10 protein-coding genes and 1 pseudogene are annotated in these 12,942 nt (G+C 37.5%); 6 read left to right on the top strand and 5 right to left on the bottom strand.

Annotation, left to right across the window (positions count from 1 at the left end; all coding sequences use genetic code 11):
* Positions 1-155 precede the first annotated feature (155 nt).
* The 4 genes and pseudogenes from OK025_RS23410 (at position 156) to OK025_RS23425 (ending at position 4,140) form a co-directional block, all read left to right on the top strand.
* Entirely contained in the window at positions 156-1,907 is a 1,752-nt protein-coding gene (locus OK025_RS23410; RefSeq protein ID WP_317667157.1) for an NPCBM/NEW2 domain-containing protein, read from the top strand.
* 231 nt (positions 1,908-2,138) lie between these two features.
* Positions 2,139-2,733: pseudogene (locus tag OK025_RS23415) on the top strand (DNA-3-methyladenine glycosylase).
* A 121-nt stretch (positions 2,734-2,854) separates the two neighbouring features.
* On the top strand, positions 2,855-3,253 hold the full coding sequence (locus OK025_RS23420) for an STAS/SEC14 domain-containing protein (RefSeq protein ID WP_317667158.1): 399 nt from the start codon (positions 2,855-2,857) through the stop codon (positions 3,251-3,253).
* A 299-nt stretch (positions 3,254-3,552) separates the two neighbouring features.
* Positions 3,553-4,140: a hypothetical protein gene (locus OK025_RS23425; protein WP_317667160.1), complete on the top strand. Its 588-nt coding sequence runs from the start codon at positions 3,553-3,555 to the stop codon at positions 4,138-4,140.
* 33 nt (positions 4,141-4,173) lie between these two features.
* Here OK025_RS23425 and OK025_RS23430 read toward each other — a convergent pair whose 3' ends face one another.
* The 3 genes from OK025_RS23430 to OK025_RS23440 all read right to left on the bottom strand — a co-directional run bounded on the left by OK025_RS23430 (position 4,174) and on the right by OK025_RS23440 (position 6,747).
* Positions 4,174-4,632 carry a hypothetical protein gene (locus tag OK025_RS23430; protein ID WP_317667161.1) on the bottom strand — a complete coding sequence of 153 codons (459 nt, stop codon included), beginning with the start codon at positions 4,630-4,632 and terminating at the stop codon, positions 4,174-4,176.
* A 612-nt stretch (positions 4,633-5,244) separates the two neighbouring features.
* A complete protein-coding gene (locus tag OK025_RS23435; RefSeq protein WP_317667162.1) occupies positions 5,245-5,943 on the bottom strand; it encodes a mutarotase in 699 nt (232 codons plus the stop codon).
* 111 nt (positions 5,944-6,054) lie between these two features.
* Positions 6,055-6,747, bottom strand: a complete 693-nt coding sequence (locus OK025_RS23440) for a hypothetical protein (RefSeq protein WP_317667164.1) — start codon at positions 6,745-6,747, stop codon at positions 6,055-6,057.
* Between the two features lie 321 nt (positions 6,748-7,068).
* On the opposite strand from OK025_RS23440, the gene OK025_RS23445 reads away from it, so the two are divergent.
* A complete protein-coding gene (locus OK025_RS23445; RefSeq protein ID WP_317667165.1) occupies positions 7,069-9,741 on the top strand; it encodes a DEAD/DEAH box helicase family protein in 2,673 nt (890 codons plus the stop codon).
* A gap of 73 nt (positions 9,742-9,814) precedes the next feature.
* Positions 9,815-10,357, top strand: a complete 543-nt coding sequence (locus OK025_RS23450; RefSeq protein ID WP_317667166.1) for an SMI1/KNR4 family protein — start codon at positions 9,815-9,817, stop codon at positions 10,355-10,357.
* Positions 10,358-10,372: 15 nt separating this feature from the next.
* Here the strand turns inward: OK025_RS23450 and OK025_RS23455 are convergent, their stop codons facing one another.
* Together OK025_RS23455 and OK025_RS23460 are read right to left on the bottom strand one after the other, a co-directional pair.
* Complete coding sequence (locus tag OK025_RS23455) at positions 10,373-10,945, bottom strand: glutathione peroxidase (protein WP_317667167.1); 573 nt, start codon at positions 10,943-10,945, stop codon at positions 10,373-10,375.
* A gap of 335 nt (positions 10,946-11,280) precedes the next feature.
* Positions 11,281-12,570, bottom strand: coding sequence for a glycoside hydrolase family 71/99-like protein (locus OK025_RS23460; RefSeq protein WP_317667169.1), 1,290 nt, complete (start codon positions 12,568-12,570; stop codon positions 11,281-11,283).
* Positions 12,571-12,942 lie beyond the last annotated feature (372 nt).

Below are 12,942 nucleotides of genomic sequence, written 5' to 3' on the forward strand. Positions count from 1 at the left end.
GGCTGTATATTATTAACGAAAATCATATTGATTTTATTTAACTTAGAGTGTATCTCGTATACAACCGGGATTAAACCTAAATAAAGTCAACAAGATGTATAGCAAACTGTTTTTATTCGACTATGATTAATCGGACTATTAAAAGACTCGTTTAAATGGAAACTTCTATTGTAAAAATCAAAAAAAATGGTACGCCAATTTTCCTTCAGCAGATGTTGATTATTTTACTGTTAACATTTAATCAATTAGCTCATGGAGCAATCCCAGGAAGTAACAGTACACCTTTTCAAACCGTTAAGATTGTTTATTTTTATCCCGCTGATTCAAAGTTGTCTTCAACTTGGAAAAATCGTCTCGCTCGAGTATTGAAAGATATATCCAGCTATTATAAAAATGAGCTTAAAAGTTTTGGTTTCCACAGTGATGGCATCCCGTTTGAGACAGACAATACAGGGTTTCGCTACCACCTCGTTCAAGGGTCAAAACCCTCAAATGATTACACAATAAATTCCGGAAGTGAAATAGAAAAAGAAATTTTTGAGAAATTGGCATCAGTTATCAACCCAAACACAGAACATGTTCTCGTAATTACTTCATTAAGCCATAAAAATGAAAATGGAACCTACATATTTCATTCACCATATTATGGTAGGGGATCCGCTTCATCCGGCCTCTGTATGGTTGCGGACTGTGAGCTATTAGACCCAGCGTTGCTAACGGATGCAACTAACAAAATGACGTTTACGGAAATGTTTGCAACAAATAAAGAATGTACTGTTGGTGAGTTCAATAGTTGGTATTTGGGAGGAATAGCCCATGAAATGGGGCATCTATTCGGATTACCACATGATAATGGTTTTCCAAATGAGTTCAATCCAAAAACAATATCCTTAATGGGGGAACATGGTAGTCGACACTACAAGGAGGAAAAATGGGGTGGTTTACAATCATCTAAATTTTCCCGAGCCTCAGTTTTTCAATTAAGTAGTCATCCACTATTTACGCAGAGACCAAAACCTTTACTTAGTAAAAATGAATTTCTATTACAATCCTTTAAGTTATCACAGGTTGAAAACACAACGAAACTAAGCCTTCACTATCGCACAGACAAAGTACCCTATGGTGTTGTAGCGTTAATCCGCCCTTATCATGTCTCGGAGTATTTAAGCAACAGCTTTACGTCTGTAGTCAATCAAAGAAATTCTGCAGAAATTGATATCGCATCATTGGAAACCAATATACCCCATGAAATAAGAATGCTGTTTTTATTCGACAATGGATCAGTTAAAGAGTGCCGAAAAATGGTTAGCCAAAGTGAAGAAGGACATTTTTTAACCGTTAACAATTTTGGTCAGGCAACTGTAAATGATTTGATTAGAGTGATAGAAAACGATAGCCTGGACAATCAAAAACAAGCTAAGTTAGACGTATTAAATCGATTATCGCTGGACTGCGAACCTATCGACCTTAAAACCGTTACGACTGACAGCATATGTCTTTCCGATGCAGCATGGGAAGAAGCTTCTGTAGGCTGGGAAAACCCAGCACGAAATTATTATACTGCCGAATCGAACAAATTGTTTTTTCTGGAAAACATGGGTAAGATATATGACAAAGGATTGTATGCGCATGCTCCTTCTCGATATACATATAAGCTTGAAAAAAAATGGCGGAAATTGAAGATTATAGGAGCATTACGCGACGGCGCGCAGAAGCCAGAAGGTATTCAATTTATTATCCGAGGTAACGGAAAAACCCTTTCTTCTCATTATATCAAGCCCAATGAAAAGCATCTTTTTACTATAGACATCGAAGATGTCGATAAGCTTGAACTCGTCACTCTGGATGAAACTGGAAACAACTTTAATGCCTGGTCAATTTGGTGTACCCCATTTCTTACAAGATAACAGTTGCCCCACTTATGAGGTAAGACTGGTTCTTATTTGGTTTAATATTTGTAATTTATCAAATGATGATTTTCCCTATATTTAATCTCCGTAAACAAGGATATTATAACAAACAATTTGGGGCTATGTAATGATGGATAAAATTATCAGCATGGCCAGTGATGGAATGGCTTCTCTTGTACATATCAGGATTGTATTAAGAATAAACGATTCACTTAAGAGGTATAAACGATGTATAAACTACCTAAATCTTATTATAAAAATACAAATACAATATTCCTGGCAGAAGATCTATTAGGTAAGGTCCTCTTTACAAAAAAAGATGGTCTGGTAACAGCAGGTCGAATTGTCGAAACCGAAGCTTACTTTGGCATTATGGATAAAGCATCCCATGCATTTAACGGAAAGAGAACATCGAGAACTAAGCCGATGTACCAGGAAGGTGGTGTGGCCTATGTATACTTATGTTGGTATTCACCATCTGTTGAATGTTGTGACTTCTGGAGCAGACGATCCCCAATGCGTTCTAATTAGGGCTATTGAGCCGCTGACTGGAATTGACGTGATGGCATCGCGGAGGTCCGTGCCGCCCGAAAAACCCATATTTTCCAACGGACCGGGTTCTGCGGCCAAAGCTTTGGGAATTGACTCCTCATTTAATGGTGCCTTTTTGACCGACGATAGTATATGGATTGAAGATCAGGGATTAAAATACAGTCCAGCACAAATCGGAAAAGCAGCACGAATCGGTATCGATTATGCTCAGGAGCACGCGGCTCTACCCCTGCGTTTTTTTATAAAGGAAAGTAAATATGCCAGAAAGTGACCAATCATCCCATCCGTAAGCTCCCAGTTGGGCTTTAATTCATGTATGTAACTGAATTTCAATTACGTTCCATATTTTTTAAATTTACTATACATATGGTATATAAAACACTAAAAGCAACATGATTAATCAAATAAAAAAATTTATGGGCAATGCGCTTGCATTGGAATTACTCGGATCATTTACAGAACCTGATGCTCTGTTGATAGAACAACTTTTCGAAGAAAAATTGAATGAAGGTTATGAGCATGTAAACATATTGATTAAGGTGAAAAATATGTCAGTAATTAAAGACATGAAATTAAAAGGATTTTTCGAAGGCGAATTATGGGGGATTAAGCATTTCGGAAAAATTGGACGTTGTGCTGTTGTATCTAATTCGAATTTCATGAAGTCAATAGTCAATATTGAAAACAAGATGCTCCATTTATTTAACTCGGCTTTAGAAGAGCGATATTTTGATGAAAATCAGTTAGAAGAAGCATTGGATTTTATCGAAAACAACAATAAAAAAAACTAAGCAAAAATCAACTGATGAAATCATACAAAGGCTCGATACGTGTACGATGTACCTTTTATGTACTGGATTCGCAACGATTTTAAGTTATCCCTCATATTTTACTATTGGTGGAAACGATAAATATAGAGATGATGCGGGTCATCCGATTAGTTCGCTACGAACTTATTGTTACATAGAACAAAGTATCTTATTTTTGAAAATATGAATATAACCCTAAAAATTATCTTTTAATTCGCTTATTTTTAAAACATTAAACTTAAATAAATTAACCTATTTTTGAACTAGTAAAAATTATTGCTATGGAAAAACCTTACGATGGTATTGCAAGCATTGAACAAACCTCAAACGGATACCATATTACCATCCCTGCCAAGAAACATGTATCTGTTATGTTGTTCCTTGCTTTATGGTTGGCCGCTTGGTTTGTTGGATTAAATTGGGCCGGTTCCTCTCTCCTAGAGTTTTTTTTAAACAACAGAAATAGTGGTTTTGGATTTAATTGTTTATTTACAATGATATGGTTGATCTTTTGGATTACGGGAGGCCTATTTGTTATTAAAACGTTATTGTGGTTTCTAATTGGCAAAGAAGTTATCGTGATAGATCGTGAACAGATCAGCATTGCCAGAAAAAATGATATATTATTTAGAAATAAGATATTCGATCTCCGGGAGGTAAAGAATTTTCATGTTGAAGAAGAACCCTTTGAATTCGTATTTTGGACTCGTGGGAATGATTTGAAATTGTTTAAAAACAGAGGGACTATTCGATTTGAATATGGTTTTAAAACCATAAGGTTCGCGGCTGATATGGATCAAGCTGAAGCAAACCACATCTTAGAAAAATTAAAATTTTCGGGTTACCTGAACTCATCCAATTTTAATTAAATAAGTACATAGACGAAAAGTAAATAGGCTCTATTATTTCTGAATCTCCAGATTGGTTTGCCGTTTTCCGATTACTTTTCTGAATATGATAAATTCCAAAAGGGTACTAGCGAGATAAATAGCTGAAAATATGAATAGTATTTTTAGTGGCTCAAGAATCATATGATATTGATAGACACCTACTAATATATAAACAATCAATGAGATCAAGCAAAGCGCTGGTATTCCCGAAAATGTCAAAAACGATAATACTTTATTACTCCTAATTTTTTCGATGTGATTTAGAAAAAATAGTAAGGAACACAACGTCATTGCGAAAAGATAGATCGTTGAAAAACCCAGATTGACAATAATGTCCAAAATAACGATGATACTCTCCAGGAATCCTGAGGAATCCGTATTTGTTTCTGAAATAACAAGTCGGTAAAGGATAAATAGCAAAACACTTATCAGTATATTAACCAACCAGAACTTTATTACAATTCTTCCCATTTCTTATTTCTTTACAGGTTAGTGAATCATTTTCGGAGTTGCTGCTTTTTTCTTTCTCACAATTTTTTATATACTTACCAGAGGCTCAAGGCACAGCAGGGCCTTTTGGTCGTTCAATTTTTAGAAAAGGTGGATTTGTTTTAACTGTTTTTATCTGCCCGAAACACCACATATGTGCGAAGAAGATTAGAGTCAGGACAATAATTTTTCTCATATAAGCTGGTATATTCTATTTCTGATTCCATATAGTTCCACCCAGTAATCACTTCAAAAATCCACTTTTCTTTCGAAGAGATAACGACTTCAAAGGCTCTTACAAAGATATCAAGTTATTTTTCGCAGACCATGTACGAATATAAAATCTGTCCCGACGAATAGTAATTATAATTGCCCCTTAAACGTTGCTACACAAATTCAACTTATACGTTATGATCGCAAACCTGAATTTGATCAACAAAGAAACTAAATTATATGTCAATATGTTTGTTATACATATCCACATCATATTTTGGAGTGATGTGCACTTTCTCCAAAATTCCATCATAAAGAAAACAAAATTTCATCAGGGATTGTCTATGGAAAAAGTGAAATATTGCCCGCCCAACCAATGATTCATAGGGTAAATCGATTCAATAGTTGAACGATACTACTGTTTTGGTACCAATCGTTGTAGACCAAATCAAGTGACACTATAGGCATTGCTCCAAATTCAACCGTACGGAAATCTTCCAATCGCTCTGCAAATTTTGCTGGGGATTGCAATTCTTTCCGAAAGCGTAGAGATGTCATGTGTGCAGTAGTCAATTTATACCTAGAATCTATACTTTGCTGCAGTCCCGAAGAACTAAAATTCTTTCGTAAACACTCACGCAACCTATCAAGTCCATCGCCAGTCGGAAATCCCTGTATCATAACTGCCTGGCGGGATGAAGTAATACCTTTAAATAAGAATTCAGTCTTAGGGACATCCCGGATACTATCCGCAATAACAGACTCAAAATCTGCAACATGCACCTGATTTAGGTCAAACCCCTCATAGCATGAAATGATAGAGAGTACTGTTACATGCAGGTCTGTCATTGGTTGATAATATTGCTCCGCATCAATCTTCCTCATCTCATCCTGAAATAGATTTATCTGGCCTTTAACCTCATCACTCGGTTTTATTAATAAAGTCAAACCGCGGCGTCGATCCCCTTGATCATCGATCCGACGATCAATTTCAATATCTCCTTGACTGATCTGTCCAATGGAATGATTGAACAAGTTATCATAAAGCTCCGTCAGCGCCATAGACGTATTATTTTTCATATGGTCATAAAGATCCTAAATTTTTACGTTCTTTAGTCACCCCTATCTATTTTCCCCATATAATACGTTCAAAAGTTCGGCCTCCAAAGTTCCATTCACAAAAAAGTTACTTTATTTATCGTTTATACTGATTTTAACAGGTATATCCATCTGCCTTTCACTAACTTGATCAATTTGTAGCTTAAGCTGTATAGTACCTTTTAATTCAGAAAAAAACTGTTTAGATTGAAGGGTAATGCCTAGATTTTGACAAGTTTGATGATTATAATCCCACAGACCGAAACGTTGTAAATATAATGGGTTTTGAACGGTATCTATCAAACCTACTTCTTCGTTTTTTTCATTCGTTAATACCGCCTTTGTGAGTGTACAATGTATCCTGTCCGCTAAGCCTGTAGCGAAGCTACCTTGTCGCTTCGACGCAGTCTCCATAGCTTGGAGTTCATCTGACGTTAATGGGTAATACGTCGTCAATAAAAATTGATTAGCCGGAACGCGTTTCGCTTCAGTCAGATCGGTTATACTTGCACTCATGTTACTGACCATGGCATCTAAAACCGTTTGCTGTTCTGATACGCTAATCCTATTAGGTGTACGTTTCAAATCGGTCTGACAATTTGAAAATAAAATTACCTGAACCAGTAATGGAAATAGTCTATTCATCTTATATTGTTCGTAAATAATGGGACAAAATTTCAGTTTTCGCGCATCTGCCATTAGAACAGCTATCGCAGTAATCTCTAAAATCAATTGGTGATCGATAAGAAAAACCTGCATTTCTGTTTGATTAGATGATTCAATCATAAAACTTCCTAAGGTTAAAATCCATTCTTTCCACTAAAATAAGCGTTTAAAAAAAAGCTTCTTTCAGCTGTTTACGATTCGCTGGAGCTGAATTATTATTTGTTGGAGCTTACTTTAAAAGCGCTTTATTAATGAATCCCAGCAATTCATAAATAAGTTCAAAAATTGGTTAACACATTTATCTTTTTCTAAAAAAAATTGAGTCTGCTAGATTAGCATATGCTGTTTCATAGCTGAAACCTTTCGCTATGAATAGTAAATGCAACCAAAATTAGTATCTTGTGGACAAGTATGGTATAAATTTTAAATTATTCGAATCTATTGACTGAATACCCTAAAGCAATTAAATTCAAATATACATGGCGCAAGTACCAACTACGGGTACTTGAAGAATTACAGGCGCATCTGAAAGATAGGCATTTACATGTCGTGGCTCCTCCTGGTTCAGGTAAGACTGTTTTAGGTCTTGAAGTCGCTATCCGCATCAATAAACCAACGCTAATTCTCGCACCGACACGTGCAATCCGTAACCAATGGATACAGCGATTCTGTGAACTCTTTCTTCAAATGGATATAGTTCCCGACTGGATCTCTAGAGACATCCGAAATCCAAAATTTATGACCGTAGTAACCTATCAGGGACTACATGCAGCCTGCAATGATCAGGGTGCACCAGAGCTCGGCTCAAACCTTGACCTTATCCTAAGAGGATTGAAATCCCAAAAAATCGGTACGATTGTCGTCGACGAAGCACACCATCTTAAAAATGAGTGGTGGCATACGTTAACTTATATCAAGAAAAAGCTGGATCCGACAGTTGTTGGTCTAACAGCGACTCCACCTTACGATGTCACTCCAACAGAATGGCAGCGCTATATGGATCTCAATGGACCCATAGATGCAGAAATTTCGGTCCCCGAACTTGTTATTGAGGGTGATCTATGTCCACATCAGGATTATATCTATTTCACCAATCCTAGCCAAAAGGAAAGACAGTTTATTGCCGATTATAGGGATAGCATGCTTAAGCTATTTAAGGAAATAAGCCGTGACAAAATGATACTTCAGGCTGTTCAAAATCATCCAATATGGCTAAACCCGATGGGCGATCTCGACTGGGTCTATAATAACTTAAAATATTACTCGGCATGCTTAATTTTTCTCCATGCCAACCAAATTCCAATTCCCGATCTTCATATGGAGATTATCGGTGGCAAAGATTTTCAAATACCTCGTCTGGATTATGAATGGCTCGAAATTCTACTTGAATTTTATCTCTATCAGGAAAAGGCACATTTCAATGCATTTACAGAACATCGAAACATACTAGTAAATAGATTACAAAGACATGGTGCTATGGAAAGAAAGCAGGTTAATTTTTCCCAAAATAGCCGTGTTCGACAATATTTGACATCCAGTATCAGTAAAATGGATGCTATTACAGCGATTGTAGATTTTGAATATGAAAAATTGGGTAAAGACCTGCGATTGGTAGTCCTTTCAGATTTCATCCGAAAAGAATTCTATGTAACCACCGACCACAATACGCTTGAGTTGAACAAAATAGGTGTTATACCTATTTTCGAAAAATTAAGACGGCAAAATAAGAATAATAAGAAAATCGCTGTGCTTACAGGATCTATGATCATTATTCCGGCGAGCATTTACGCTGCATTTCAAACCACCGCTGCCAAGTATGGCATTTATGACAGCTCTGCGAACCCTGTTCCTTTTGATGTAAATTACCTTTTAATAAACCAGACAGAGCGTCTTAAACACGATATCGTTCACATTGTCACACAGCTATTCCAAGCTGGAGAAATTGAAGTCTTACTAGGGACCAAGTCATTGCTAGGCGAAGGCTGGGACGCTCCGGCAATCAATGCACTGATTTTAGCGAGCTTTGTCGGCTCTTTTGTACTTTCCAATCAGATGCGTGGTCGGGCTATCAGAGCCCAACAGAGCAATAAGGACAAAACGGCAAATATCTGGCACTTGGTATGTGCAGACTCCACTTCCGCAACGGGTGGTGATGACCTCAAATTATTAAAACGACGGTTCAAAAGTTTTGTCGGCGTCTCGCTGCGACAAGAACCTGAAATCGAAAATGGTATAGGCCGTTTTGATCTACCCGAAAACATACACAACGTCGGGGAAATTTCACGGAAAAATGCGGAAATGCTGCTATTTGCTGCCGACCGGGAGAACCTCAGACAGCGGTGGCATGATGCGCTTAGCAAAGGAGTGAATCTCGTCGAGGAGATCAAGATACCTTTTGCGGAAGAACAAGATTATCAACGTGTAAAATCATTGTATCTCAACAAAACAATTAGAAACGTACTCGCGACAGTGGGCGCTGCTTGGCTTAGTTTTGGACTTGACAATGTGCAGGGATTTTTTAGAACATTAAAAAATATGCAAAGCCTAAAAGATTTTTATATTTACATGGCTAGCTTGGCCGCAGTCGGAATGCTGCTTTTCGGTAGAAATACGGTCAGATCACTCAAACTTTATTTGAAATACCGAGATATTTCCAAAGATCTTAACCAAGTAAGTTTCGCGCTCTTAAGTAGCTTGATAAAAGCTCATATCATACGGACCGATCGAAACGAAGTGCGTGTGGAGACGAAAGTTGATCGCTCAGGTTCCGTTTACTGCCATTTAGAAGGGGGCACAACATACGACAAATCTGTATTTATCAATGCACTACTAGAGATTATTGAACCGATCAATAATCCGCGTTATGTGATTGTCAGGAAAAATAAATTTGCATATTTTGTTAAGCAGGAAGATTATCATGCTGTTCCGGAACTGTTGGCACGCAAGAAACAATTCGCTGAATATTTTAGCAACCAGTGGGAAGCACACGTAGGGAATTGTGATTTAATCTTTACCCGAACAATTACTGGCAGAAAATTGATCTTAAAAGCACGGGCGAAATCATTAGCGGCACAACTGCATGAAAACGTACTACAGGTAAGTAAATGGCGGTGAAGAAATAAGTCAAAAAAATCAACAATAGGCAGGAAATTTTGAATCGTAATATGCGAATTTTTATAAAAACGTTATGCTAAATAATACCTTTAATCTACAAATAGAAGGTACACCTTCTGAATTTGGGGATCAGTCAATTCTCGAGAATTTTAAATTCCCAAATGGAAAAGCTTTTCCTAAATCATACAAATCCTTTGTAAAAAACTATGGATACGGGTTAGCATTAGGTGAATTTCATATCTATATTCCGATGGGCAACTATGGAGATTCATTAACTGTTAGATCCGATGAAATTAGAAGTACCTATATTGATGATGTTAAAAATAATGATATCTGGTTTGAAATAGGTCCTGACTGTTCGCTGCCAATCTTAAAGCGATTGTTTCCCTTCGCTTCCAGCGACAATGGCTACTATCTCTTTTGGGACTATGAAATTGATGCAGCGGGCGAACTGGATATCTATATAACAGATTTTAAAGGTACAGGATTTAGAAAAGCTGGCAAATCAATCGATGAACTCATTAGTAATTTAACTGGCGGTTCTATTAAAGAATTTCTCCCATTCTGCAGCCATCCACTACCGCGGACTTTCAAATGTTTAAAGAAAGTTGAATGAGCACTATCTAACTACTTACTCGAGCAGCGCTACAATTGCCGGGTCCTCGGGATCTGTTTTTGGAGAAAAATGCTTCATAAGCCTGCCATTTTCATCGATTAGATATTTCTGAAAATTCCACATGACAGCAGAACTTTCTACACCGTTCAAGCTTTTGTTGGTCAACCACTGATAAATAGGCGCCTGTCGCTTTCCTTTAACATCAATCTTTGCTGCCATCGGAAAAGTTACGCCGTAATTCCGTTGACAAAAAGCAGCTATTTCGGCATCCTTACCAGGTTCTTGGTCTAAAAAATCATTCGAAGGAAAACCTATAATAACCAACTTATCACTGAATCTTTTATATAAGCGTTCAAGTCCCTCGTACTGAGGTGTAAATCCACATTTAGAAGCGGTGTTTACAACGAGTATCTTTTTACCTTTAAATTGCGCGAAATCGATGGACGAGCCATCCAGCCCCTTAACTTTAAATCCATATAGGGTAGCTGATTTCAAGGCCATATCTACTTTAACGTTACCATTGGTGAATAAATAATAGGCCACACCTGCGGCGACTACCGCCACAATGAATAAAATTATAAAGAGCATCTTTTTTATTTTTTTTTGAAACATGACAATCGATATAAGCACGAAACCATCCCAGAATCGTCTTTACTTAGGTCGATGAACACCCTTGGACTTGCGACCAAGGACGATACATAACAACCTCGCCGATCAACGTTATACAACGTATTCGGCGAAGTTTTATAAACGATGAGTTCAGCCTTTACAATGGATTAAAGTTACTAAAGAAAGTCTGAATTGGAAATGAAAAATCCTTTTCTGATCGGATAATAGAACAATATAAAAAAACCGAATCTTCATGACAAAGATTCGGCCGCACTATTAAACTATATAAACCAATTGTGTACGTTAAAGTTAACTTATTGAGGGGATGTTGGTCTATTTGGGCTTAGCACTATCTGTCCTTTTAACATCTTTCCACCGTCCATTGTAATCCGGAGATAATAATCTGAAGAACAAGGAATCCCATCTTCATCCATGGATTTAATCCCCAGCCCAACAGGAACATCCTGTTGGGTTGCAGCAGTCTTTGCTATCTGATTGGATTCGTTGTACTCATCAAACATGGACACATACATACTCTTGACACCAAGCGCGGTCAAATTATAGAATTGTCGCCACATAAAATCACCATGTTTTCGTTGCCCCTCCTGCAGTGACCCCGGCAATACACAGGGCTGATAGTCGATGTTATTTAAATTGCAAAACTGTAGATCAGCATTTTGGATATGCTGCGCATAATGATCCACGTCTGCAATGGTTCCGATGCGGCCTACCATCCAAGGTGACAACATATCAAATGATTTGTAGACATCGATATAGCCCTGTCTCGAATCTCCTCCTGTTTGTGCCAACCTCCAGTGTGTTGGCGTACCGCCCATAACATAACAACCTTGATCGCGAAACCACTGAATCACCTCCAGGCAGACGGCTGCTGACCAGGGATGGTTATTGTCATTAAAACCGAATCCCCAGATACCGATCACAGGCTTGCCGTTCTGTTTGGCATAGGCAGGAGACTGAGTATATTGTTTCATCAGATTTAGCCAATCATTTTTTATCTCAGTCTGCATATTAACCCAGGCTGACACATCATACATGATATAGAATTTCACACCATGTTGCTCTGCGGCAGTTTTAACTTTAGCCGTAATGGCATTACGAATGGGACCTTCTATCCCCGTGGGATTAAATCGCTGCAATGCCGCCGTGTGGATCCCGTAATCTTTCATCCATTTAAATTGGACATTGACGGTCTGATCGTCAAATGAAGAAAACAAAGACGCAGGCGAACCATTGCCCAAAGCCGGTAAATTGGTGTTGTATTTTTTTTGGTATTCGCTGTTGTCAGGCCAAGAAGGAATATGGAAATTACCCTGAGTCGGCGTCTGCTGCCAAGCCTCAGTCCAGTGCCACCAATGTGTTCCCATCGGAGAATTATCACCAGCGCAGGAAAACCAGCCCTGGTATCCAACGGTAATCTGTCCAACAACATCGCCTGTCGCGGAAAGTCCATTGTTGCCATTCGCTTTTTTGGCCTCCTCTTTCGGGATAGATTCTTCAATCTTCTTTTCGCTCTTTGAACAGGACATCATCAAAGCGATCAACAAGAAGATTATACATACTTTTTTTTGCTGTTTAATACTCATAATTAAGTGTTTTTTTTATAAATGGTTGAAAATGGGTTTATACATATTGGTTTATTTCAATGTTGGCCCCCATACCTTCCCGATGCTCTGGAAGGTTAAAATTCTATTGGGATATTCTTGAAATCAAAGTTATTATGTACCATTAATGAACTATTAACAAGAAATTAATAAGTTCAATAAATCTGTATGAAACGAAAAATTATTTATAGATATTTTTAGTGGGCATACAGCAATTTTGCCGTATATTGAAAATAAATGCTACACCAGTTTATTTATAAAGAAGTAATTAATCTAAGCGATCCAATGAGGTCTTCTTTCGAAAAAAGAAAACAATATGATCTAAATTCTGTATATTAAACGAACTCAATGGTA

The sequence above is a fragment of the Sphingobacterium sp. UGAL515B_05 genome, from assembly GCF_033097525.1.
Lineage (GTDB): Bacteria > Bacteroidota > Bacteroidia > Sphingobacteriales > Sphingobacteriaceae > Sphingobacterium.

Bases quoted from the DNA above. Each gene is read 5' to 3' on its own strand.
- OK025_RS23410 (WP_317667157.1), top strand. From the start codon at position 156: ATGGAAACTTCTATTGTAAAAATCAAAAAAAATGGTACGCCAATTTTC.
- OK025_RS23420 (WP_317667158.1), top strand. From the start codon at position 2,855: ATGATTAATCAAATAAAAAAATTTATGGGCAATGCGCTTGCATTGGAA.
- OK025_RS23425 (WP_317667160.1), top strand. From the start codon at position 3,553: ATGGAAAAACCTTACGATGGTATTGCAAGCATTGAACAAACCTCAAAC.
- OK025_RS23430 (WP_317667161.1), bottom strand. From the start codon at position 4,632: ATGGGAAGAATTGTAATAAAGTTCTGGTTGGTTAATATACTGATAAGT.
- OK025_RS23435 (WP_317667162.1), bottom strand. From the start codon at position 5,943: ATGAAAAATAATACGTCTATGGCGCTGACGGAGCTTTATGATAACTTG.
- OK025_RS23440 (WP_317667164.1), bottom strand. From the start codon at position 6,747: ATGATTGAATCATCTAATCAAACAGAAATGCAGGTTTTTCTTATCGAT.
- OK025_RS23450 (WP_317667166.1), top strand. From the start codon at position 9,815: ATGCTAAATAATACCTTTAATCTACAAATAGAAGGTACACCTTCTGAA.
- OK025_RS23455 (WP_317667167.1), bottom strand. From the start codon at position 10,945: ATGCTCTTTATAATTTTATTCATTGTGGCGGTAGTCGCCGCAGGTGTG.
- OK025_RS23460 (WP_317667169.1), bottom strand. From the start codon at position 12,570: ATGAGTATTAAACAGCAAAAAAAAGTATGTATAATCTTCTTGTTGATC.